At 70.1% G+C, this 23438-nt stretch carries 21 protein-coding genes; 8 read left to right on the top strand and 13 right to left on the bottom strand.

What is annotated here, in order from left to right:
- Window positions 1–5: 5 nt before the first annotated feature.
- The 4 genes from AB0M82_RS26825 to AB0M82_RS26840 all read left to right on the top strand — a co-directional run bounded on the left by AB0M82_RS26825 (window position 6) and on the right by AB0M82_RS26840 (window position 3451).
- Complete coding sequence (locus tag AB0M82_RS26825) at window positions 6–986, top strand: NADPH:quinone reductase (protein ID WP_364727177.1); 981 nt, start codon at window positions 6–8, stop codon at window positions 984–986.
- A gap of 156 nt (window positions 987–1142) precedes the next feature.
- Window positions 1143–2195 carry a hypothetical protein gene (locus tag AB0M82_RS26830; protein ID WP_364727179.1) on the top strand — a complete coding sequence of 351 codons (1053 nt, stop codon included), beginning with the start codon at window positions 1143–1145 and terminating at the stop codon, window positions 2193–2195.
- Between the two features lie 426 nt (window positions 2196–2621).
- Window positions 2622–3038: a MarR family transcriptional regulator gene (locus AB0M82_RS26835; RefSeq protein WP_364727181.1), complete on the top strand. Its 417-nt coding sequence runs from the start codon at window positions 2622–2624 to the stop codon at window positions 3036–3038.
- On the top strand, window positions 3035–3451 hold the full coding sequence (locus tag AB0M82_RS26840) for a hypothetical protein (protein WP_364727184.1): 417 nt from the start codon (window positions 3035–3037) through the stop codon (window positions 3449–3451). Before AB0M82_RS26835 ends, AB0M82_RS26840 begins: the two co-directional genes overlap by 4 nt.
- A gap of 5 nt (window positions 3452–3456) precedes the next feature.
- Here AB0M82_RS26840 and AB0M82_RS26845 read toward each other — a convergent pair whose 3' ends face one another.
- Window positions 3457–4353 (bottom strand): serine hydrolase, encoded by an 897-nt coding sequence (locus AB0M82_RS26845; protein WP_364727360.1) that lies wholly within the window; start codon window positions 4351–4353, stop codon window positions 3457–3459.
- The gene (locus AB0M82_RS26850; RefSeq protein WP_364727187.1) at window positions 4350–5246 is read right to left on the bottom strand and encodes a LysR family transcriptional regulator; all 897 of its coding nucleotides are present in this window, start codon (window positions 5244–5246) and stop codon (window positions 4350–4352) included. Before AB0M82_RS26850 ends, AB0M82_RS26845 begins: the two co-directional genes overlap by 4 nt.
- Before the next feature lie 110 nt (window positions 5247–5356).
- Here AB0M82_RS26850 and bla point away from each other — a divergent pair, with 110 nt between their 5' ends.
- From bla to AB0M82_RS26865, 3 genes are all read left to right on the top strand, one after another.
- Window positions 5357–6265, top strand: a complete 909-nt coding sequence (gene bla, locus AB0M82_RS26855) for a class A beta-lactamase (protein WP_364727190.1) — start codon at window positions 5357–5359, stop codon at window positions 6263–6265.
- Window positions 6266–6437: 172 nt separating this feature from the next.
- On the top strand, window positions 6438–7577 hold the full coding sequence (locus AB0M82_RS26860; RefSeq protein WP_364727193.1) for a mechanosensitive ion channel domain-containing protein: 1140 nt from the start codon (window positions 6438–6440) through the stop codon (window positions 7575–7577).
- Window positions 7578–7660: 83 nt separating this feature from the next.
- Complete coding sequence (locus tag AB0M82_RS26865; protein WP_364727196.1) at window positions 7661–8086, top strand: hypothetical protein; 426 nt, start codon at window positions 7661–7663, stop codon at window positions 8084–8086.
- 120 nt (window positions 8087–8206) lie between these two features.
- On the opposite strand, the gene AB0M82_RS26870 is transcribed toward AB0M82_RS26865, so the two are convergent.
- The 8 genes from AB0M82_RS26870 to AB0M82_RS26905 form a co-directional block, all read right to left on the bottom strand.
- Complete coding sequence (locus AB0M82_RS26870) at window positions 8207–9859, bottom strand: MFS transporter (protein ID WP_364727199.1); 1653 nt, start codon at window positions 9857–9859, stop codon at window positions 8207–8209.
- A 48-nt stretch (window positions 9860–9907) separates the two neighbouring features.
- Window positions 9908–11143, bottom strand: coding sequence for a DUF6596 domain-containing protein (locus AB0M82_RS26875; protein ID WP_364727202.1), 1236 nt, complete (start codon window positions 11141–11143; stop codon window positions 9908–9910).
- Between the two features lie 2 nt (window positions 11144–11145).
- Window positions 11146–11475 carry a YciI family protein gene (locus AB0M82_RS26880; protein ID WP_364727205.1) on the bottom strand — a complete coding sequence of 110 codons (330 nt, stop codon included), beginning with the start codon at window positions 11473–11475 and terminating at the stop codon, window positions 11146–11148.
- 109 nt (window positions 11476–11584) lie between these two features.
- On the bottom strand, window positions 11585–11935 hold the full coding sequence (locus AB0M82_RS26885; protein ID WP_364727207.1) for a TraR/DksA C4-type zinc finger protein: 351 nt from the start codon (window positions 11933–11935) through the stop codon (window positions 11585–11587).
- A gap of 100 nt (window positions 11936–12035) precedes the next feature.
- Window positions 12036–13883 (bottom strand): rhamnogalacturonan lyase, encoded by a 1848-nt coding sequence (locus AB0M82_RS26890; RefSeq protein ID WP_364727210.1) that lies wholly within the window; start codon window positions 13881–13883, stop codon window positions 12036–12038.
- A 31-nt stretch (window positions 13884–13914) separates the two neighbouring features.
- Window positions 13915–14964 carry a rhamnogalacturonan acetylesterase gene (locus AB0M82_RS26895; protein WP_364727212.1) on the bottom strand — a complete coding sequence of 350 codons (1050 nt, stop codon included), beginning with the start codon at window positions 14962–14964 and terminating at the stop codon, window positions 13915–13917.
- A gap of 148 nt (window positions 14965–15112) precedes the next feature.
- A complete protein-coding gene (locus AB0M82_RS26900; protein ID WP_364727214.1) occupies window positions 15113–16234 on the bottom strand; it encodes a glycosyl hydrolase 53 family protein in 1122 nt (373 codons plus the stop codon).
- A gap of 220 nt (window positions 16235–16454) precedes the next feature.
- A complete protein-coding gene (locus AB0M82_RS26905; RefSeq protein ID WP_364727217.1) occupies window positions 16455–17501 on the bottom strand; it encodes a LacI family DNA-binding transcriptional regulator in 1047 nt (348 codons plus the stop codon).
- 258 nt (window positions 17502–17759) lie between these two features.
- On the opposite strand from AB0M82_RS26905, the gene AB0M82_RS26910 reads away from it, so the two are divergent.
- Window positions 17760–19163, top strand: coding sequence for a glycoside hydrolase family 6 protein (locus AB0M82_RS26910; RefSeq protein WP_364727219.1), 1404 nt, complete (start codon window positions 17760–17762; stop codon window positions 19161–19163).
- A gap of 329 nt (window positions 19164–19492) precedes the next feature.
- Here AB0M82_RS26910 and AB0M82_RS26915 read toward each other — a convergent pair whose 3' ends face one another.
- The 3 genes from AB0M82_RS26915 to AB0M82_RS26925 all read right to left on the bottom strand — a co-directional run bounded on the left by AB0M82_RS26915 (window position 19493) and on the right by AB0M82_RS26925 (window position 23406).
- Window positions 19493–20521, bottom strand: a complete 1029-nt coding sequence (locus AB0M82_RS26915; protein WP_364727221.1) for a LacI family DNA-binding transcriptional regulator — start codon at window positions 20519–20521, stop codon at window positions 19493–19495.
- Window positions 20522–20693: 172 nt separating this feature from the next.
- The gene (locus tag AB0M82_RS26920) at window positions 20694–22064 is read right to left on the bottom strand and encodes an RICIN domain-containing protein (RefSeq protein WP_364727224.1); all 1371 of its coding nucleotides are present in this window, start codon (window positions 22062–22064) and stop codon (window positions 20694–20696) included.
- Between the two features lie 61 nt (window positions 22065–22125).
- Window positions 22126–23406 (bottom strand): RICIN domain-containing protein, encoded by a 1281-nt coding sequence (locus AB0M82_RS26925; protein WP_364727227.1) that lies wholly within the window; start codon window positions 23404–23406, stop codon window positions 22126–22128.
- Window positions 23407–23438: the final 32 nt, after the last annotated feature.

Here is a 23438-nt window from a genome sequence, read left to right on the forward strand (position 1 = left end):
CGCCCATGCTTGCGTCCTGGTACGACCGCCAAGGCCCCGCCGCCGACGTGCTGCGTGTCGGCGAACTGCCCGACCCCACCCCCGGCCCAGGCGAGGTCCGCGTTCGCGTCACCGTCTCCGGGGTCAATCCCGGCGACACGAAGAAGCGGCGCGGATGGCTCGGCTCGTCGATGCCCTTCCCACGGGTGATCCCGCACAGCGACGCCGCCGGGGTGGTCGACGCCGTGGGCGAGGGGGTGGACGAGCGCCGCGTCGGACGGCGGGTGTGGACGTACGGCGCCCAGTCGTACCGGCCCTTCGGCACGGCCGCCCAGTACACCGTCGTGCCCGCCGGTCTTGCGGTCCCGCTGCCCGGCCACCTCAGCGACGAGCTCGGCGCAGCCCTGGGCATCCCTGGCATCACCGCCCACCGCGCCGTGTTCGCCGACGGCCCGGTGGAGGGCAAGCTCGTGCTGGTGCACGGCGTCCTGGGCGGGGTCGGCTCCCTGGCCGCTCAGCTCGCTTGCTGGGGCGGGGCGAGGGTGCTCGGCACGGTCCGGCGCAGCGCGGACCTCGCACAGGTCGACCCGGCCGTCGTGTCCCAAGCCGTGGCGCTGGACCAGCAGGACCCGGCGGCGGCCATCCGCGCGTACGCTCCCGAGGGCGTGCACCGGGTCGTCGAGGTCTCCCTGTCCGACAACGCCGACTTGGACAATGCCGTCGTCGCGAACGGCGCGGTCATCGCCGCCTACGCGACAAGGGCGGACAGGACCGAGATTCCCTTCTGGAACTTGCTGTTCAACAACGTCGTCCTGCGCCTGGTCGGCAGCGATGACTTCCCCGAAGAGGCGAAACGCCAGGCAGCGCGCGATCTGACCGCCGCGGCCGCCGCGGGCGCCCTGACCGTCGAGGTCGGCGACCGCTACGAGCTGGCGGACATCGCCAAGGCCCACGACCGCGTCGACACCGGCAGCCGCGGCCGTGTCCTGATCGCCCTCCCCCAATGACCCCACCCCGTCGTCGCCACGGCCCGCGGGCGCGCCCCTGATCAGCCGAGCGGGGCCCAGGGGCGCGACGTTCTCCCCGAACCGGCGACCTGAGGGGGAGGGAACCCGTCCTGGCGGGGGAAGTACCGCAGCGCCCGGGACGTCAGGGTTGCCGGTATGGATACCACTGATCTCGGCCCTTCCACGAGGATGCGGCTTCCGGCGACGGCAGCCGCCGGGGCGAGCTTCGCGTTGAGCGTGCTGGGTGTGTACTGGCTGGTGTGGGACGTACCGAATCCGCTGGACCGTCCCGACCGGAAATTCAGCTCGGCCCTGTCGGCCTACCCGGACGGCTTGGCCAACGGAATCTTCGCCGGCTGCGCCGTCATCGCACTGGCCGGAGCGCTGTGGCTGCTGGCAAGCCGCCGGGCGACGGCCGCGGTGGCCGGTGCGTCGATCGTCGCGTTGTTGGTGCTCATGGACGGCTCCGGCCTGATCCTCGCCGGCTGCCTCCCGGCCATCGTGATCGGTTCGGTCCTAGGGTTCGACGAGGTGAATCTGTCGGTCCTGCTGTCCCCGGGCCTGGCGCTGCAGGTGACCCTCCTGTTCACCGTGGCCGCGTTCGGAACGGTCGTCGCCCGGCGGCTGCGCCTCAGGCTCGGCGACGCCGGACGGACCCCTACGTCGGCCGATCGGGCGCAGCGGCTTGCCCGGGCGAAGGCGCGGACCCGGTTCTGGACGAAGATCGCGATGGAGGCACCAGCGCTCTACGCGCTCACCCGCGTGCTGATGTTCTTTTGCGTGCCGGGGTTCGACATGTTCGGCTTCGGCGAACCGATCCTGTGGGCGGGTCTGGGGCTGGCCGTGTCGGCCGCCGCGGGCGCCTGGCTGACCAGTGGACTGATCCGGCCCTGGGGCGAAACATTCCCCCGTTGGATTCCCGTCTTGCGCGGCAGGCGCGTTCCCATCCGGCTGGCGGTGGTGCCGGGCCTGGTGGTCGCGGTGATGGTGGCGACCACCTCCAAGGGCCTCTTGCTGACGTTCGCCACGGGTGACCCGGTCCTCGCCGCGGTGACCGATTGGCCGCTGGTCGTGCTGCCGATGCTGCTGTGGCCCTTGTGGGCCTTCGCCTTGGCGATGGCCGCGGCCGGGTACGGCATCCGCCGACGGCTGACCGAGGCGGAACCGACAGCGGTCAGCCACAGCAGTGGCCCGGAATCGCTGACATGACGCCGGTGGACCGCTTTCCGAAGCCCCCTTCGTAGGGCAGGGTCTCGGCAAAAGTCGCTTCCTGCCGCGTCCGGGCAGCCTCTCCCTCGGCTTGGTGTCGCGAATGACCAAGGCCGGGCAGTTAGCTGCGGCAGCGAGCTGTCAAAGCTGCCCGATTGGCCCGGTTACAGGTGCTCGCGAACGGCCGTGAATGGCACATTGAGGGACATAGAGTCCCTCAATGGGCCATTCACGGCCGTTCCGTTGACCGCTTGCGCGGCAGAGGAATCCTTAACTACCCGGCCTTGCCCGAATGAGTCATTCGGGACCAAGAAGCCCCTCGCGGCCACCCCCTCGGCAAGAGACTTTGCCGGAACCCTGCCTTCGCAGGGGAGGGCCATGGCTGAGCTTGCCCAAGGTTAATACGGTTCCGTATAGTACGGGATCGTGAAGAACGGATCCGTACTACTTGAGTTGCAGCGCGCCACCCATGCGACACTCCAGCTGCTCACGACGGAACTCGTCGACCTCGACCTGACCGCGTCGGAGATCAACGCGCTGGGCAACCTGGCGGACGGTATCGGCCGGACGGTGTCCGAACTGGGGGCCGCCGTGGGGACCCGGCCCGCGACGTTGACCGGCATCCTCGACCGCCTGGAACGCCGCGGCCTGATCACCCGCGGCGCCCGGCCGGGCGACCGCCGTGCGGTGCTCATCGAACTCACGGCGGAGGGGAAGCAGACCGCCGCACTGATCCGCCGTACCCTCGGCAAGCTGGAGAAACGCGCTCTCGCCGGCCTTTCGGCGGATGCCGTCCACGGGGCTCGCGCAGTACTGCGGGCCTTGACGGAGGCGGGCCGATGAGTCTCGCCGACGACGTGTTCGACGCCTTGATGGCCGAAGTCATGGCCCATGCGGACCGGTTCGGCCATCGCCAGCACATCCACCTGACCTGGCTTGCGGTGCGCCGATACGGTACCGGCACCGCGACCGCGATGATCAGCAGCGGCATCCAACGGACGGCGCGATATGCCGGCGCGCCGCAGAAGTACAACGCGACAGTCAGCCGGGCCTGGGTCGAACTCGTCGGCTACCACGTTGCCTCCAGCGACGAAGACGACTTCGCCGCCTTCGCGGATCGTTACCCCGCGCTGTTGGACAAACGTCTACTCGCTCATCACTACCGAGCATCGACGCTGGCGACGGCCGAGGCGAGGTCCGGCTGGGTAGCGCCCGACCTCAAGCCGTTGCCGGGCACCGACGAAGCTGTCGCCTAGCCGGCTCACGACGTCCGCAGCGCGTCGCGCAGTGTCCTGGCGACGTGCGCCATCAGCGCCTCCGCGCCGGGCTGCACGGCGGCGGGCACGCGGGACTCGGTGAGGGCGGCGACGACGAACGCCTGCCCGTCGGCGTGTTCGACCACGCCCACCTCGTGCCGCAGGTTGAGCAGGGTGCCGGTCTTGGACGACCACCGCGACGAGTCGGACATGAAGTCCGGTGCCAGCCGGTGCCGGACGATGTTGTCGCCCATCAGCTCGCGCACCCGGGCCGCGACGGTCGGTTCGATGGTCGTCGGCCGCCACAGGGAGTGCAGCAGGTCCGCGAACGCGCGGGCGGACCCGGCGTTCGCGCGGCTGACGTCGAGCTGGGGCACGGGGTGGCCGTGGCCCGCCGTCCCGGCGGTGATGGCCAGGGAGTGGGCGAGGTGGGCCTCGGCCCGCGGGAACCGCTCGGCCGGGGTGTCGACCAGGTCCGCCATGAGGTGGCGGACGGCGATGCCGTCGTGGCCGAGCCGCCGCAGCTCGGCGGTGACCGCGGCGGGCGGGGTGAGCGCGAACAGGGCGTCGGCCGCGACGTTGTCGCTCATCGAAGTGCTGAGGTAGAGCAAATCCTCCAGAGCGATCATGGCGGGGTGGCGGAACTTGCTCAGGCCGATCGGGCCGGGGATCGTGCTGCGGCCGGGCGACACGGAAATCGGCGTGGCCGGGTCCAGCTCGCCGCGCCCCACGCGTTCCAGGGTGGCGACCGCGAGCGGCACCTTCACCAGTGACGCGGCCGGGTACTCGACGTCGGCGTCGATGCCCACCTCGTCGCCGGTGTCGAGGTCGCGGACGAGGAACGAGCCACGCAGGCCGGCTTCGTGGAGGGCCTGCCGGGCGTCGCCGAGCACCTTGGTCATGCCCATCGCGGTTCCCCGTCCGGCACGCCGAGGCAGCGCCCGAGCAGCGCGGGCGGCAGCGACCGGACGCGCCTGCTGTCGTCCCGGGACCGGGCCGTGACGTCGTAGCCGCGCGCCGCGGCCAGCTCGCCGACCGGCCGCCAGTGCAGCCCGAGTTCGTCGGCCTGGCCGCGCGAGCTGAGCAGCAGGTCGGTCGAGGTCAGCACCTCGGCCGTCGCCGCGACCAGCGAGCTCGTCACGACGACCTGGGCGGGTTGCAGCCCCACGGCGTGCCCGAGCCGCCGGATGCGGTCCCCGACGTGGGGCACGTCGTCCTCGGCTTGGATCAGCACTCGGCGTCGGCGGGTGTCCCGCTCGGCGCGGCCCGCGCGCAGCGTCTCCACGTAGATCGCCGACGCGTCGCCGGGATCGGCGTGGCCGGCGAGACCCAACGGCACCCGCCACGCGCCGTCGTCAGGTGGCACGGCGATGACGGCCGCACGCACCTCCTGCGTGCGGGCGAGTTCGGCGCGCCGGTCCGGTCCGGCCGGGCGCGGATCGAGGTTCAGCTCGTGCGCCCTGGCCTCGGCGACGAGCCGGGCGAGCGGGCGGGCACCGCAGACCTCCGGCACCGCCAGCCGGAAGGGATGCTGCCTGGCCTGTTCGGCGTCGTGCTCCATCGCCTCGGCCAGTTCGACGAGCCGCCGCGCCGACGGCAGCATCTCCTGGCCGAACGGGGTCAGCGCGACGCTCCGCGAGGACCGGATGAGGAGCTGGGCGCCGAAGTGTCGCTCCAAGGCCGCGATGCGCCGGCTCGCGACGGACTGGGGAATGCGGGCCGCCGCCGCGCCGACCGTGAAGCTGCCGCGCCCGCTCACGGCGACGAAGGCCCGGCAAGCCGCTATGACGTCCATGTGACCACCGTATATGCCGAACCAGCATCAATGCGGCGGTTTCCGTCTTGGACGGCATTCGATCTTCCTGCGACGCTGGGTGCCACCGGTAACCGATCATCGGAGGGACGATGTCCACGGCTCCTCGCCGCACTCTGCTCAAGGCGTTCGCGCTGCTGCCGCTGGCGGGGTGCGCCGCCACGGCGCCCGCCGCCACGGCGCCGAACACCAGCACGTCACCCGCGTCCACCCGGCCGCCCGAGCTGAACGACCACCTGCTCGACCTCGAGCGGAAGTTCGACGCACGCCTGGGTGTCTACGCCGTCGCCACCGGCTCCGGGACGACCATCACCCATCGGGCGGACGAGCGGTTCGCGTTCTGCTCGGCGTTCAAGGGGCTGGCGACGGCGGCCGTCCTGTTCCGCAACCCCATGGCGCACCTGGACACCGTCGTCACCTACACCGAAGCCGATCTGATGAAGAGCTCCGCCGTCACCCGGAAGCACGTGGCCACCGGCATGACGATCCGCGACCTGTGCGACGCGGCGGTCCGCTTCAGCGACGGCACCGCGGGCAACCTGCTGCTCCGCGACCTCGGCGGCCCGGCCGGGCTGACGGCGTACCTGCGCGGCCTCGGCGACTACGTCACCCGGATGGACCGGATCGAGCCCGTCATCACGGAGGCCACGCCCGGCGACCCGCGTGACACGACCACACCGCGGGCGATCGGCACGGACTACCAGCAACTCGTGCTGGGGAACGTCCTGCCGGCCGACAAGCGCGACTTCCTCCGCGACCTGATGGAGCGCACTGTCGCCGGGGCCAAGCGAATCCGGGCCGGCATACCGCAGGGGTGGCGCGTGGCGAACAAGACTGGCACCGGGGAGTACGGCACGCTCAACGACATCGGCGTCGTGTGGCCCCCGAACTCCGCACCGCTGGCCGTCTCGATCATGTCGAGCAAGTCCACCACCGACGCGAAGTACGACGAAGCCCTCATCGCCGAGGCCGCCGCCTACGTCGTGGACACCCTCACCTGACCACAAAGGAGGGTGAGGAGGCGGAAGAGCTGAACAGAGGACCTGGTCGCACGCGCGCCCTCGGCCGCAGTTGAGCCGTACCAGGACTGGCAGCGCTGTGAGAACAGCCACCGTGTCGGGAACCAGCCGCTGTGGGTACGCCTAACGGAACGCAGGGCGAAGGGAGGTACGAGTGTCCGAGGGGTGGGGACGGCTGGTGTCCGCAGTGGTCGTCGCGGCGTTGGCGTTCGGGGTTTTCCTCGTCGCCGAGCACCTCTTCCGCCGGGTGGTCCGGCGGCTGGGGCGGCGTTCCGCGATCCTGGCCGCGTTGACCGTGCACGCCCACCGGCCGCTTCTGTGGTTCGCCGCGGTGGTCGCGTTGCGCAGCGCCTGCACCTTCGGCCTCCCGGACGGGCCGTGGCGGGAGCCGGTGAGCCACGGGCTGGGGCTGGCGTTGATCGGGGTCGGGGCGTGGCTCGTCGCCGGGACCCTGACGTCCATCGAGCAGGCCGCGTTGTCGCGGCTGCGGGTCGACGTCCCGGACAACCGGCACGCCCGCCGGCTGCAGACGCAGGTCACCCTGGTCCGCAGGATCACCATCGCCGGCGTCGCGCTGATCGCGTTCGGGGCGATGTTGATGACCTTCCCGATGGCGCGGGCCGCGGGCACCAGCTTGCTCGCCTCGGCCGGGGTCGTCGGCGCGGTGGCCGCGCTGGCCGCCCAATCCTTGCTCGGCAACGTGTTCGCCGGGATGCAGATCGCGTTCAGCGACGCGATCCGGCTCGACGACGTCGTGATCGTGGAGAACGAGTGGGGCCGCATCGAGGACATCACGTTGACCTACCTGGTGATCCACCTGTGGGACGACCGCCGGCTCGTGATGCCCACTTCGTACTTCATGTCCCAGCCGTTCGAAAACTGGACCCGCCGGGAAGCGGCGCTTCTCGGCACGGTGGAGCTGGATCTGGACTGGTCGGTGCCGGTGGAGGAAATGCGCGAGGAACTGCGCCGGATCCTGGGTGACACCGACCTCTGGGACGGCCGGGTCAGCGTGCTGCAGGTGACCGACGCGCTGAACACCCTGATCCGGGTGCGTGCGCTGGTGAGCGCGGCCGACGCGCCGACGTTGTTCGACCTGCGCTGCCTGGTGCGCGAACAGCTCGTGCGGTGGGTCCGCCGGGCACATCCGTACGCGTTGCCCCGCCTGCGCACGGAACAACTGCACGCGCCCCCGGTCCCGAAGTCCGCGGACCACGCCCCCGGCCAGGACGCCCGCCTCTTCGGCGACAGCGTCGACGGCCGGACCCGGGAACGCACCTTCAACGGCCGGTGACGGATCCGAGAAACACGCCCTAGTCCCGGCTGTCACCATTCCAGGACAGCGACACCCGTCTGCTCACTTGAGGATCGGCCGGCGTGTCGGCATCCTGGTTCCATGCCGCTTCCCTGTCACTGCGCACATTCGGCAAGAACGGGCTCACCCTCGCCGCCGCCACCGTGACCGCCTTCGCAAGCCTGGCGGTGACGGGGCCGTCCACGAGCGCCGCCACCCCGCTCGCCGACTGCACTGCGATGCTGAATCCCCAGTACTGGAGCTGGACAGCGCAGTGCACGGCACCCCACACCGTCTCGGTCCGGACGGATCGCCGGTGGTACTGGCTCGGCTACCCGGGCGTCACCTACGACACGTCGACGACCTTCAGCCGTCAGGTCGTCCCAGGAACCCCTTGGAACGAACGAGTCTTCTCCCTCCCGGAGCAGATCACCACCCAGCTCTGCATGACCGCCTACCAGGACTCGACGCTGCCGATCGCACCCCGCACCTGTTATTTCCGGGCGTAGCGGGCCGGGTCGGCGCCCGCCGAGGCAGAACGCCTGTCTTCGTTGCGCGGCAGGAAAAGACGGCCGGCCGACGGGTTCGGAGATACCACGTCGGCCGGCCGCCTCGCCACGTTCGGTTCGTTATTCGCCGGGAGGCGGGCCGGGAGGGCCTGCCGGCGCCTTGCGGGGCATCAGGGCGACGATCGGGATACTGAGGGCAGTGACGGCCAGGACGACGATCAAGGTGATTTCCATCGCCTCGGCCATTCCGGACGTCGCGGCCCCGAAGAAGACCGACGTGACCGCGGCCGAACCGATCGCCGAAGCGAGTTGCTGGATCGAGCTCAGCGAGCCGCTGGCGCTGCCGGCTTCTTCGGGCTTCGCGTCGCCGAGAGCGACGGTCGGGATCGTGGCGAAGCTGAAGCCGATACCGACGCCGACGACGAACAACGCCGGGGCCAGTGCCCAAAGGCTGACGTCCGTCCCGTAGCCCTCGACGAGGGCCAAGACCCACCCGCAACCGACGAGGGCGAGGGTCAGGCCGATGAAGACGAGCCGACGCCCGAGTTTCGCGACCAGACCACCCATGGCGGTGAACCCGGCGGCGATGAGCCCCAGGGTGAGCGGCACCAGGCCGAGCGAAGTGTCGCGCGCATTGGCGTGCAGCCCTGCCTGCAGGAACAGCGACAGCACGAAGATCAGGCCGGTGCCGGCGGCGAAGGCGACCAGGCCGACGAGCATGCCGGACGTGAAGCCCCGGTTCTTCATCAGCGAAGGCATGATGAGCGGGTCGGCCGCGGTGCGCTGGCGGTAGGCGAAGGCGACGAAGAACAGGACGCCGACGACGAGCGAGACGATGGCGATCGCTCCCCAGCCGTTGGTCGAACCCTCGATCAGGCCGTACAGCAGCCCGAGCATGGTCACCGAAAGCAGACCGGAGCCCCAGCCGTCGACGACGGTGGACCGGTCGCCCTCGTCGCGCGGCAGCACCTTGACGGCCACGATCAGCCCGATGACGCCGAGGACGAGGTTCAGCAGGAAGATCGGGCGCCAGGTGAGACCGAAGATGTCGGCGCTGATGATGAATCCGGCCAGAACCGGGCCGGCCACACTGGAAATACCGAGAACCGGGCCGAACAGACCGAACGCCTTGCCGAGCATTTCACGATCGAAATTCTTCGTCATGATGGCCATTCCCTGCGGAATGAGCAGTGCTCCGAACGCTCCTTGAGCGACGCGGGCCACGATGAGCAAAGCCGGGTCAGGCGAGAACCCGGCGACGGCCGAGGCCAGGGTGAACCCGGCTACGCCGATCAGGAAGAGCTTGCGCTGGCCGAACTTGTCACCCAGCCGTCCGCCGACCACGAGCAGGACACCCATGGCGAGCATGTATGCCGGTCCCAGCCACTTGATCAGGCTCTCCCCGCCGCCGAGCTCGGCGGCGATGGTGGGAGCGGCGATGTTCGTGACTGTTGCATCGATCACGTCGAGAGCGTCGGCAAGCAGCACCACCCCCAGGATCGCCCACATCGAGCGACTGGAGCGGTGTGTGGTGACCGCACCCGGCTCCTTCACGGTAGTCATGAGCAACGTCCTTCTCGGCTCCGTCGGGGCGCCCCTTTTGGGCGACCTCTCATCCCTGCTACGAACACCCCTGGCCCGATCCGACACCGCATTCGGAACAATTTCCGGAACGTCAGGTGTGAGTCCTCGAGCAGGGCAGGTGTTCATCGTTCCGAAGAGGGCCGGGCACTGCACCTTCGAAAGTGCGGAAAGTCCACGCACCGCGCTCACCGGACAGCAGGGTGTAGCCGAATCCGGCAAAAGCGGTGGGATTCCCGGCTACCTCAGCTGATCGCGGCGGCGGGTCAGATAGGCGGTCTCGGCGGTGTTGCCCGCCAGGTCGATGGCCCGGTCGTAGGCCGCGCGCGCCTGCTGGTCCTGGCCGGTCCGGCGCAGGAGTTCGGCGCGGGTGGCGTGGTAGGCGTGGTAGCCGGCCAGCGTGTTCTCGAGCCGGTTGACGACCGCCAGTGCCACGTTCGGGCCGTCGAGCTCCGCGACCGCGATCGCCCGGTTGAGGGCGACCATCGGCGAAGGGTCGACGCGGGCGAGCTGGTCGTAGAGGGCGACGACCTGCGTCCAGTCGGTGTCGCGGACGTCGCGGACGGAGGTGTGCACGGCGTTGATCGCGGCGAGGATCTGGTAGCGACCCGGAGCGACCCCGGCGGCGGCCGCGGCGAGCCGCTCGCGCACCAGCCGATGCCCCTCGTCGATCAGCGTCGCGTCCCACGCCCCACGGTCCTGCTCGGCCAGGGGAACCAGTTCACCGCCGGCCGAGACCCGGGCCGGGCGGCGCGCCTCGATGAGCAGCATCAGCGCCAGCAGCCCGGCCACTTCGCCGTCGTCCGGCAGGAGGACACGGATCAGGCGGGTGAGCCGGATCGCCTCGGCGGTCAGCTCGTGGCGCACCGGGCCGGTGTCGGGGCCGGTCGCCAGGTAGCCCTCGTTGAACACGAGGAACAGGACGGCGAGCACGCCGGAGACGCGGGCCGGGAGGTCCTCGGCGGACGGCACCCGGTAGGGAATGCGAGCCGCCTTGATCTTCGCCTTCGCGCGGGTGATGCGCTGCCCCATGGCGCTTTCGGCCACCAGGAAGGCCCGGGCGATCTCGGGCATGGTCAGGCCGCCGACCATGCGCAACGTCAGCGCCAGGCGGGCTTCCATCGCCAGCGCCGGGTGACAGCAGGTGAAGATCAGCCGGAGCCGGTCGTCGTCGATGGCGCCGGGCGGCTCGGGCGGGCTGTCGTCGAGCACCATCCGAGCCTCCTGCTGCTTGCCGTCGCGCTTCTCCTCACGCCGGAGCCGGTCGATGGCCTTGCGGTTGGCGGTGGTGGTCAGCCAGCCGCCGGGGTTGGGGGGCACGCCGTCGGCCGGCCACCGCTCGACGGCGGTCGCGAAGGCCTCGGCGGCCGCCTCCTCGGCGATGTCGAGGTCACCGAAGCGCCTGGTCAGGGCGGCGACCACGCGGGCCCATTCCTCGCGGTGGGCCCGGGTGACGGCCTCGCGGACGTCGGCCACGCTCACTCCGCCAGGAATGGCCGCACCTCGACCTTCCGGTTGCAGGCCTTCGACCCCTCGGCGGCGAGCTCGAGCGCGACATCGAGGTCGGGTGCCTCGATGATCCAGAAGCCGGCGAGGTACTCCTTCGACTCCAGGAACGGACCGTCGGTGATCACGGCTTCCTTGCCCCGGTTGTCGATGACGGTGGCGTTGACCGGTGCCCCGAGCCCACCGGCGAAGACCCAGTTCCCGTCGGCCTGGAGCCGATCGTTGAACACGTCGATCGCAGCCTGCTCGTCCAGGTCGGCAAGGCCGGTCTCGTCGTGGACCACGGAAAGCAGGTACTGCATCCGAAGCAACTCCTCTGGGGTCAGGACAGCGTGGTGAAGGTCGAGCGCGAAATCCGGACCGGGCCAGAATGCCACTGCCGGGCGCCGGGCCGGGTGCCGGGCCGGTAGCTCAGCGCGCCTTGTTCGCGCAGGCGATGCAGATCCGTGTCGCCGGGAGAGCGACGAGACGGCCTTCCGCGATCGGCCCGCCGCAGCGTTCGCACACCTCGTAGACGCCCGCGCGCACCCGCTCGGCGGCGCGGCCGAGATCCGCGAGGTCGTCCTGGGCCTGCCGCAGCAGCGCCTGCACCTGCGCCCGCTCGAACGCGATCGTGGCGCCTTCCGGGTCGTGCTCGTCGTCGTTGCTGGTGAACTCCGACGCTGCCACGATCCCGTCCCGCTGCCGCGCGAGCGCCCCGGCCAGGCTCGCGGTCTCGGCCCGGGCCCGCGCGATCAGCTCCATCGCGGCACGGTCGTCCATGCGCGAAGTCTCTCACCACCCGCGCCGGGGCGGGGCCACACGGTTCAGGGCAGGCCGACGAACGGTGCCGGTGGCGCTGGGCACCACCGGCACGAGGCCATCACCTCGCCATCGCGAAACCGGGGTGCGGCGGCTGGTTGTAGGCGGTGTTCTGCCAGGCGACGGCTTCGCGGTACTGCCGGTCCTGCATCAGCGAAACGTGCGAGATGCTGGTGGAGTCCGTGGTCGAGAAGATCCGCAGCGCCCGGTTGTCCGAGGTCGCCCAGATGACCTCCTCGCGCCAGTCGCCGAACAGGTCCGCCTGCAACGCCGGCGTGTTCTTGGTGCCGTTGTTCGCGTGCACGCCCGACGCGGTCAGCAGCCGGGTGTCCCCGCCGGTGCCGTACTTGTCGATGTGGGTGGCGTCCAGCAGCTCGCGCTGGGCGTCGCCGTCCCAGTAGATGACGAAGTTCGTCGAGGACGGCTTGCGCCCGATGTTCTGGCCGCTGGTGTTCAGCAGCCCGGACACCGCGGACGACCACGACTCGGCGCCGGGGCTGCCGGCGTAGATGTCGTCCGAGACCCCGCGTCCGTTGTCGCAGTTGCAGGAGGCGTTCTGCCAGATGATCTGCCCGGTCTTCGCGTCGGCCATCCAGGCGGCCGGCTTGGACTTGTCTTCGTCCACTTTGAACTCTTCCAGGCCCGGGCGGCTCGGGATCAGGTCGCCGACGTGCATGGCGTCGCCGTGACCGTTGCGCGTGTTCCACAGCGGCCGGCCGGTGTCGTCGATGGCCATGGCGCCGAAGACGATCTCGTCCCGGCCGTCACCGTCCGCGTCCGCGATCGCCAGCTGGTGGTTGCCCTGTCCGGCGTACTGCGAGCCGGCCGAGTTCGAGTCGAACTTCCACCGCTCGGTCAGCGCGCCGTTCCGGAAGTCCCAGGCCGCGATCACCGTCCGCGTGTAGTAGCCACGGCTCATGATCAGGCTCGGCCGCGACCCGTCCAGGTACGCCGTCCCGGCCAGGAACCGGTCCACCCGGTTGCCGTAGTTGTCACCCCACGAAGACACCGTGCCGCGCGGCGGGTCGTAGTTCACCGTGGACATCGCCGCCCCGGTCTGCCCGTTGAACATGGTCAGGAACTCCGGGCCGGACAGGACGTAGCCGCTCGAGTTGCGGTAGTCCGCGCTCGCACTGCCGATGACCTGGCCGGTGCCCGACCGGGTGCCGTCCGCGGTCTTCATCGCGACCTCGGCCTTGCCGTCGCCGTCGTAGTCGAAGACCTGGAACTGCGTGTAGTGCGCGCCCGCGCGGATGTTGCGCCCCAGGTCGATCCGCCACAGCCGGGTGCCGTCCAGCTTGTAGGCGTCGACGTAGGCGTCACCGGTGTAGCCGGACTGCGAATTGTCCTTGGCGTTGCTCGGATCCCACTTCAGCACGATCTCGTACTGGCCGTCACCGTCCAGGTCGCCGGCACTGGCGTCGTTCGCGCTGTAGGTGTAGCTCTCACCGGACGGGGTCGTCCCGCCCGGCGGGAGCTGGATCGGGATGTCCCGGGTACTCGCGGCGGCTCCCTGGACGCTGTCGAGCGTCAGCGAATCCTCCGCGGCGAAAGCGGACATCCTCTCCACACCGCCGACCACCGCGCGCACGGTGTACCGGGCACCCGCCGGCGCACCCACGTCCAGGAAGCCGGTCGGCCCGCTGAGCGGAGCCGACGTCACCTTGGCGCCGTCGCGGTAGACGGTGAACGTCACCCCGGCCGGATCGTCGGCGAGCAACCGCCAGCCGACCCGGTTGCCCTGTGCGGTGTGGACGCTGACCACCCCGCGGTCGAGTTTGTCGATCTGGGGGCCGCTCGCCCGCGGAACGGCTGTCGCTCCCGCCGGGCCCGCGTGCGCCACGGTGGTCACCGCGGCCGCGAAGGCCACCGCGAACGCCACGGCTCGCGACTTCGTGCTGATCGGCATGGTCCGCCTCGTTTCTGTTCGGGGGGAAGGTTCAGCGCAGGAAGCTCACCAGTGACAGGTTCAGCTCGCGGATGCTCTGCACGACGAGGTTCGACATCTGGGTCGCGCCGTAGGTCGAGAAGTGCGTGTTGTCGGTGACGCCGTCGCTCGCCTGGGTGAGGTAGATCTTCTGCGACGCCGACGGGCCGAGGGACTCCACCAGGGTCCTGCTCTTGGCCGTCAGGTCGATCACCGGCACGTTCGCGCTCTTGCCGAGCGCCCGGATCACCGCGGGCAGGTCCACGCCGACGCCGTTGACGTGCAACGCGGTCGAGGTCAGCTTGGTGCCGTTGAACAGCCGCCGCACCGGCGGGGTCACCAGCACCGGGATGCCGCCGCGCTCGCGCGCCCCGTCGACCAGCTTGGTGAGGTTGTCGCGGAACGCCGTCGCCGACGTCTGCTTGTCGTTGTGCCCGAACTGGATGAACACCAGGTCCTTGCTCTTGATCAGCGGCTTCATCCTCGGGAAGAGCGCGCTGTTGGCCAGGAAGCTCCCCGAGCTTTCGCCGGAGTCCGCGTAGTTCGCGACCACCGCGCCGCCGCGCACACTCGCGGGCAGGATCTGGCCCCAGCCGGTGTAGGGCGCCACCGGCTGGTCGCAGACGGTCGAGTCGCCCGCCAGGTACGCCACCAGCGGGGCGTTGGCCGCGGTGACGGTCAGCGAGCTGATCGCGGGCGCGCTGCCGCCGAAGGTGATGTCCAGGCCCGCGGTGCCGGTGCCGCCCTGGCCGGTGGGCTGGCCCTCCGGGTTGCGCACGTTGACCGTGACGGTGGTGGGAACGATCTGGCCCGCACCGGTCGAGACGGGTGCCAGGATCTGCCGGCGTGCTTCTGCCGACATCGACGTGCTCGCCGCTTTCGAGGAGCTGCCGAGCCCGACGGCGACGTCGTAGTTGCCCGGGGAGACGTCGAAGTGGCACTTGATCGGCGCGGTGCCCGTGCACTGTGCGGGCACCCGCGCGGCGGCCGATGCCGCCGGAACGGGAACCAGTGCGGCGGCGGCCACCGCGGCCATGAGGAGCGCGGTGCGTAGGTGCGGCATGAGTCCTCCTGTTCGATGATCTCCGAACTGGGAGCGCTCCCACCTCGGGTCGCACTCCGGCCTGGCGAATCACTCCGGTCCACCCGGTCAAGAAAGCGCTTACTTGAGCTCCGCGTCGCCGCGGCCCGGTGCCGGCCGGTGGGCCCGGTCAGGGGCTCCACCGGATGTTCGGGTGGAGCCGGCCGGTGCGGTCGAAGACGGCCTGGTTCTCCCAGCCGTTGCCGGAATGGGCGATGTCGGCCGGGTCCCAGCCGTTGCCGGGTACCGCGTACCACGTCGGTTCCCAGTAGAAGACGCCGATCGCGCCGGCGCCGCGGGCGGTGTTCTGCACCGCGGTGAAGTTCGCCGCCTGCCCGGCCGGGGTGGCCGGATACCCCGAGCACGGCTGCGATGCCGAGATGACGTTCGGCGTGCCGTCGTGGTTCGCCGTGGTGTAGGGGTACGCGGTTTCGGCGAGGACGACCGGCTTGCCGTAGCGGGACCGCATGTCGGAGACCACCCCGGCCATGTTCGCCATCGTGCCGTGCCAGTAGCAGTAGTAGGACAGGCCGGTGATGTCCCACTGGACGCCCTTCGCCCGGATGCCGTCGTAGAACCAGCGCGCATGCGCGTCGCTGTCGGCGTCGGCGGTGTGGATGATCACCTGGGTGGCGCCGTTGCACGCCTTGGTGGCGTTGTAGCCCGCCTTGAGCAGCAGGCCGAGGTTCGTGAAGTTGTTGTCGACGACTTTGCCGTCGTTCCACAGCATACCGACGTTGATCTCGTTGCCGATCTGCACGCTGTCGGGTGCCGTCCCCTGGGCCTTCAGCGCGGAGCAGACGTCGTAGGTGTAGTCGTAGACGTCGGTCTGGAGCGCGCCGATGCCGTGCGAAGCCCAGGCGGCGGGCTTGGTCTGCGTCCCGGGGTCGGCCCACGTGTCGGAGTAGTGGAAGTCGACCAGCAGCTTGAGGCCCTTGGCCTTCACCGTCTGCGCGTACCGCAGGATCTTGGCCTTGTTGTTGTATCCACTGCGCGGGTTGTTCCAGACGCGCAGGCGCACGTAGTTCACGCCGGCGCCCTTGAGGATGTCCAGCGGGTCCCCCGCGACGCCGTTCGCGTCGGAGTACTTCGCGCCGAGATCGAGCGCGCGTTGCGCGGTCGAGACGTCCGCGCCCAGCACGGTGAGCGTGTTCGCCGCCGAAGCGGCGGGTGCGGGGAGCACCGCGGAAAGGGTGACCGCCGCCAGGAACACGGCGGCCTTCGCGGTGCGGCCGGTGCGGTACACGGTCATTCGATCTCCCTTGATCGACGACGTGACAATCCGGGACAAGGGGTGCGGTGAACGCACCCGATCAGCTACGCACGACTGTAAACGCATGGAACCGCACCGGTGGGAAATTTTCAAGGTTGTTCGACAATTTCCCGTGAACGTGCACAGCCCAGCAAGATCCGCACCCCGGCCCTCAGGCCTCACGGGCCCGGCAAAGTCTCTTGACGACGGGTGGCCGGCGTCAGGCCGATTCGCGGACCACGAGCTCGGTCGGCAGGATCACCGTGGCCGGACCTTCCCCACCGATCTGGGCCAGCAGCCGACCCACCATCGTCTCACTGATCCGGTCCCACGGCTGCCGCATCGTGGTCAACGGCGGCCGCGCCGCGGATGCGACCGGAGAATCATCGAACCCACCGACAGCGACGTCGGCGGGCACCCGGCGACCCGTCCGCCCGATCGCGGTCAACGCACCATCGGCCATCAGATCCGAGGCGACGAACACCGCGTCCAGATCCGGGACCCGGGCAAGCAGCCGCTGCATACCCGCCTCCCCGCTCGCCCAGCTGTAGTCCCCCACCTCGACCAGCCGCTCATCGGGCGCGACGCCGTGCTCGGCCAGCACCTCACGATAACCGGCCAGCCGTTCCACCCCACCCGGCGAATCCTGCGGCCCCGCGATCGTCGCGATCCGCTCCCGCCCGGACTCCAGCAGGTACCGCACCATCTCCTTGGCACCTTCCCGGTCATCCGCGGCCACGTAGGACACCTTGCCACGCTGACCCAACGGCTTACCGCAGCACACGAACGGCAGCCCCGCCCGCCGCAGATGCCCGACCATCGGACTGCCACGATGAGAAGAAATCAGCAGCACCCCATCCACATGATGCGCCGACAAAAACGGCGTGATCCGACGACGCTCTGCCTCCGTGCCCGCCGTGATCACCACCAACGGGATATCGTGCGCCGCCAGCGCCTGAGTACAACCCCGCAACAGAGTGGTGAAGTTGGGATCCTCGAAAAACCGGTCCTGCGTTTCCGACAACAGGAACGCCACCGACCCCGCCCGCTGAGTCACCAAACTCCGCGCCGCCCGGTTCACCACATACCCCAGCTTGCGGATCGCCGCGTCGACCGCCTCCCGCGACGCCGGACTCACGTTGTGCCCACCCTGCAACACCCGCGAAACCGTGCCACGCGAAACACCCGCGTGCGCGGCCACGTCGTGGATGGTCGGCGGACGCTTGGCCTGCACCCGCCGTCGCCTGTGCGGCGTCGTCTCCGTCATCGACCCCTCATCCGCTGCTCGTGGTCACAACTTTACGGCTCCGGACAGAGGGTCGACGCGCCAGTGGCGGTGCGGGCCCGGGAACAACACGATCAGGGGGATGTTCGAAACGTCGAAAGTTCTTTTCTATCAGTCTCCCGCCAGTTACAGTTTCGGTGACTGGGAGCGCTCCCAGTCGTCCCTTCTGCGACGACGCTGCGAGGACTCATGAGATCGACGAAGCCGGTACGCGCCACAAACGGGCGCGAGGCCCATTCGATGTTCCCAGACGCGCACCCCGAACGGCTGCCCCGGAACACGGCCCGTGGGCGAGGCAAGACGGTCGCCGGTGGTCTGCTCGCCGCGACGGTCCTCGCGAGTGCCACCGCTCTCGCCGCGGGCGGCAGCGCGAGCGCCGCCTCCTCGCCGTTCTACGTCGACCCCGACACGGCCGCGGCCAAGTGGTTCGCCGCCAACCTCAGCGACCCCCGGCAGCCGATGATCCGGGACCGCATCGCCAACACGCCGCAGGGAAGGTGGTTCACCACCACCAACACCGGCACCGTGCGGGGCGAGGTCGATGCCTACGTCAGCGCCGCCGCGGCCGCGGGCAAGATCCCGATCATGGTCGTCTACGACATCCCGAACCGCGACTGCGGCGGGGCCAGTGCCGGCGGTGCCCCGTCCCACGAGGCCTACCGGGCGTGGATCGACCAGGTGTCCGCCGGCATCGCGGGCCGCCCGGCGGCGATCGTGCTCGAGCCCGACGTGCTCCCGCTGATGACGAACTGCCAGTCGGCCGACCAGCAGAACCAGACCAAGGCGTCGATCGCCTACGCCGGCAAGAAGCTGAAGTCCGGGTCGGCGCAGACGAAGGTGTACTTCGACATCGGTCACTCCGCGTGGCTGTCGCCCGGCGACGCCGCGGCGCGGCTGCGTGCCGCCGACATCTCCAACAGCGCCGACGGCATCTCCACCAACGTCTCCAACTACCGGGCGACCGGCGACGAGGTGGGCTTCGCCAAGGCGGTGCTGAACTCGCTGGGCGACTCGCGGCTCCGCGCGGTAATCGACACGAGCCGCAACGGCAACGGACCGCTCGGCAGCGAGTGGTGCGACCCGGCGGGCCGTGGCATCGGCACGGCCAGCACCGACGCCACGGGTGACGGGCAGATCGCCGCGTTCCTCTGGGTCAAGCCGCCGGGCGAGGCGGACGGCTGCATCGCCCCGGCGGGCCAGTTCGTCCCGCAACGGGCCTACGACCTGGCGGCCGCCGGTGTCTGGGTTCCGCCGACCACCCCTACCACGAATCCGACCGTCACCACGGCCCCGAGCACGCCGTTCCCCACGACCTCGACCACCCCGACGAGCACCGGCTCCTGCACGGTGACGCAGAAGGTGGGCAACGCGTGGCAGGGCGGCTACACCGCCGAGGTCGTCATCAAGAACCAGGGGACGCCCACCAACGGCTGGAAGCTCACGTTCTCCGCGCCGGGCGTCACGGTCAGCCAGGGCTGGAACGGCACCTGGACCGACACGGGTGACACCGTGCAGGTCACGGACGCGTCCTGGAACGGGAAGATCGGGACCGGCGGCTCGGTCACCATCGGCTACAACGCGAACTTCACCGGCGGCACCCCGCCGTTCAGCTCGCCCACCCTGAACGGGATTTCCTGCTCCTGAACGAAAACTCCCCGGATGATCGCCAGGGGCCCGGCAAAGGGTTCCTTGGTCGCGAATGACTCATTCGCGTGATCCGGCCCGGATCTCGCGTGATCAGAGCCGTAACTCGCGTGATTGAAGCCGTAACTCGCGAGTTACGTGCTCAATCACGCGAGTTACGTGCTCAATCACGCGAGATCCGGGTTACTGGCGGTAGGACTCGACTTCGGAGATCGGGCGGGCTTCGCGACACCAAGCCGAGCGGGGAAGCCGCCCGCGGCGGAAAGCGACTTTGCCGGAAACTCCGGATGATCGCGGGTCGCCGAACCACGCGACCCGCGATCATCCGGTCAGGCGGTTTCCCGCAGGACGAGCTGGGTGTCCAGCACCGCGCAGCGAGGTGCGGCCGAGCCACTGACCATCGCCAGCAACTCGGCGGTCATCCGGACACCCATCTCCTCGATCGGCTGGCGGACGGTGGTGAGAGGCGGATCCGTCCGGCGGCCGATCGGCAGGTCGTCGAACCCGATGACGGCCACGTCGCCGGGCACTCGCCTGCCCGCACGGTGCAGCGCGCGCATCGCACCGACCGCCATCATGTCGGAGGCGGCGAAGATGGCGTCGACCTGCGGTCGCCGGTCCAGCAGACGGGCGGTGGCGTGCTCGCCGGAGGCCTGGCCGAAGTCGCCGAACACCACCAGGCCGCGGTCGGCGCGGCCGGCACCCGCCACCGCCTGGCGGTAGCCGAGCAACCGGTCCAGGCCGGCGGTCATGTCCTGGGGTCCGGCGATGGTCGCCACGGTGCGCCGGCCCGCGTCGATCAGGCGCTGGGTGGCGCGCTGCGCGCCGCCGCGGTTGTCGACGTCGACGTACGAAACCCGGCCGGCTCCCCCTTCCTGGACCGGGCGCCCGCCGAACACCACCGGAATGCCCACCCAGTCCAGGTCGAGCGGGCGACGGCCGTGCATGCCGACGACCAGCGCGCCGTCGACGTGCCCGCCGTCGAGGTACCGCACCACCGGCGTCTGGTAGTTCTCCGTCGCGGGCACCGTGAGCAGGACGAGCTGCATGCCCGCCGCGGTCAGTTCCCGGCCGGCTACGGCGGCGATCCGCGCGAAGTAGGGATCGGCGAACAACCGCGGCACTTCTTCGCACACCACCAGCGCGATCGACCCGGTGCGCCCGCCGGACGTCGCCCTCGCCGCTCGTTGCCGGGCATAGCCCAGCGAGAGCATCGCGGACTCGACCTGCTTGCGCGTTTCCGGGCTCACTCCGGGGAAACCGTTGAGCACGCGCGACGCCGTGGCGATCGACACGCCGGCCGCCCGCGCCACGTCGGCCAGCGTGGGCCGGAGATCAGAGGACTCGACGGCGGACACGTTCGCTCTCCCAAGACGACTCTGTCCGGTGGGCTTGGTCCAGGATATCCCGGTGCCGCGCCGGGCGGGGGCGCCCGCCGGAAGATTTCCGACGGACACCCCCGATCCGCACGCGTCCGGCACCGGAACCACACGCGCGCCCGGACCAGGCTCCGGAAGACCGATCACGACGTCACGCACGCTGGACCCGGAACCGCTGGTTGGCGTTCCCGCTGACAGTCCACTGCGAGACGCGCGTGCCGTCAGCGGTGGACGCTCCCCAGACGTCCATCGCCAAGCTGCTCAGCCGGCTGATGAGGCTCACCACACCGTTGCCCTGGTCGACCACCCGCCACTGCTGGTTGGTGGCGTTGGTATCCGGCTGCTGGGTGATGTCCGCGCCGGTGCCGGAACCCGCCACCTGGAGCACCATCCCGCTGTGGCGGGCCCTGATCCGGTAGTAGCCGTCCCCGGAGTCGACGAAGTCGAACTGCTGGTTCTGCCCACCGGTCGCCGACCACTGCCGCAGGAGGGCGCCGGCCGCGGTGGAGGCGCCGCTGATTTCGATGAGCTTGCCGCTGTGGTCGGCCACCAGCGTGTAGTTCACGCCGGTCTGCACCGGGGGTTTCGGGGGCTCGGTGTTGGAGTCGAACTGGGTGAAGAACTTCCACACCTCACCCGACGTCCAGGTCTGCCAGCCGCCGCAGGTGCACCCATCCCGCGGACCGGGGTCGTGGCCCCCGTCGAACGCCGCCCAGACCACCGGATAGCCCGCCCGGCACCCGGAATACGCGGTCACGACGTGGCTCAGGCTGCCCTGCGCCGGCTCCGGCGGGTTCTGCGCCGTACAGCCGTTGTTCCGGACGAACCTGTCACGCAGCGACCGGCCCTGCGAAATGTTCAGGACGTTGTCCCGCAGGCCGTGCAAACCCATGTACGCGATCGGCTGCGTGCCACCGTTGCAGCCACTGAGCGTCGCCCCCGAATACACCGCCACCGCACGGAAGACCGACGCCCGCGCACAGGCGATCGCGTAACTCATCCCCCCGCCGTAGCTGAACCCCCCGGCGAACAGCTGCGAGGTGTCCACGCACAGACCCGCCTCCAGCTGCCGCACCATGTCGTCGACAAACGTCAGGTCCTGACCATTCGGGTTGGCCCAGCCGTTGCCGTTGCCCTGCGGCGCCACGAAGATCGTGCCGTTGTTCGCCTGGTCCGCCAACCGCCGCAACCCGTAGTAGGACCAGTTGTACCCATCGGTCCCACCCGAATCGACGTCGTTCGCGGTGCCGCCGTTCCAGTGGAACCCGAAGATCAACCGGTACTGCCGGTTGTTGTCGTAACCGGCCGGCACCCGCAGGATGTAGCTGCGGTTCTGCCCGCCACTGGAAATCGTGTGGTTACCACTCGCCAACGTCGGCGCCTTGCCACAACCGGCACTCGCCGCGGCGGCTCTCGCCGGCGCGGGGGCGCCGAGGTCAGCGGCTTGCGCCGGGCCCGCCGTGGCCGCGGCGAGCAGCGCCCCGACCGCGAACGACCCGAGCAGGGTTCTATACCTCACCATCACGCGACTCCCTCTGGTATTCGAACATCGTTGTTCTCCAGGGTTGTGGTCGGACCCGCGCTCAGCTCCGGGTCCATTGCTGGTTGGTGCCGTGGTTGCAGGTCCAGAGGATCACTCTGGTGCCGTTGGCCGTGCCGGCGCCGGAAGCGTCCAAACACAGTCCTGATTGGACGTTCGTGATCGTGCCGCCGTCGAGGTTCCACTGTTGCGCCGCTCCGCCGCCGCAGTCCCCGATGACCGCCTTCGCTCCCGCCGAGGTCCCGTCGGCGCCGAGGCACTTGGTGCCGTACACCTGCAGCTGCTTGCCCGACGTGGTCGTCCACTGCTGGTTGGCGCCACTGTTGCAGTCCCAGAGCGCCACCTGGGTGCCGTTGGCCTGGGACTGGCTCGGGACGTCCAGGCACCGGCCGGCGTTGGTGTTGACCAGCCGGGACGTGTCCGTGGGCGGCACCGGTCCGCCGGGCGGTCCGAGCGGGCAGCTCGCCTGGTACTTCGAAATCCCGCTCGTGTTCGACAGCGACGGGCACAGGAACGACGAATAGCGGGCGTCGGCGTCCATGAACACCTTCAGCCAGATCATCATCACCCGGGCGAAGGCCCCCGAGTTCCCGCCGCCGCCACCGGCGGGGAACCCGTGGCCCTCCCCCGCGATCTCGGGGTAGGCGCGCTGGGTGGTGGCCGGGATCGTGGCGTACGCGCTCGCCAGGTACGACGGGGTCACCGTGGTGTCGGCCTGGCCGCCGAACAGGACCGTCGGGATCTTGATGCCGGACAGGTTCCCGTTGGGCACGTACGGCGCCATGCCGACGGCGGTCATCAGGGACGGCCGCCGAGTGCCCGCGACCAGCGCGCCGCCGCCACCCATCGAGTGGCCGCCCACCGCGAGCCGGTTCCGGTCGACCCGGTCCCGCACCGGGCTGCTCGCGACCAGCCAGTCCAGCCCGGCGAGCAGCTGGTCCGCGCGGGCGTCGGCGTAGTCGCTGAGGCTGTTGGTATCGATGCCGAGCACCACGAACCCGAAGGAGGCCAGCCGCGGGCCCAGCCACCCGTACGGCCGCCACGCGGTGTTGTAGCCGGGAGCGATCGCGATGGCGCCGAAGGTCCCTTGGCTGGTGTCCGTCGGGTAGTAGACGATCCCGCCGCCGAATCCGTTGCCCTTGGGCACGGTCGCCTGCGCGGTCGCGAACGGGCCGGTGGCGGCCGCGATGCCGGCCGGGGTGGGATCCGGACCCCGCTGGTACGGGTTGTCGGCGGCCGACGCCCGCGGAACGGTCAGCAGCCCGAGCACGACCCCGAGCACGGCCAGGACCAGCGTGCCGCGGTGCCGGAAATGTCGCCACATCTTGCTGTTCTCCTCGTTCTCGCTGGATCGGC

Source organism: Amycolatopsis sp. NPDC051128, assembly GCF_040682715.1.
Lineage (GTDB): Bacteria > Actinomycetota > Actinomycetes > Mycobacteriales > Pseudonocardiaceae > Amycolatopsis.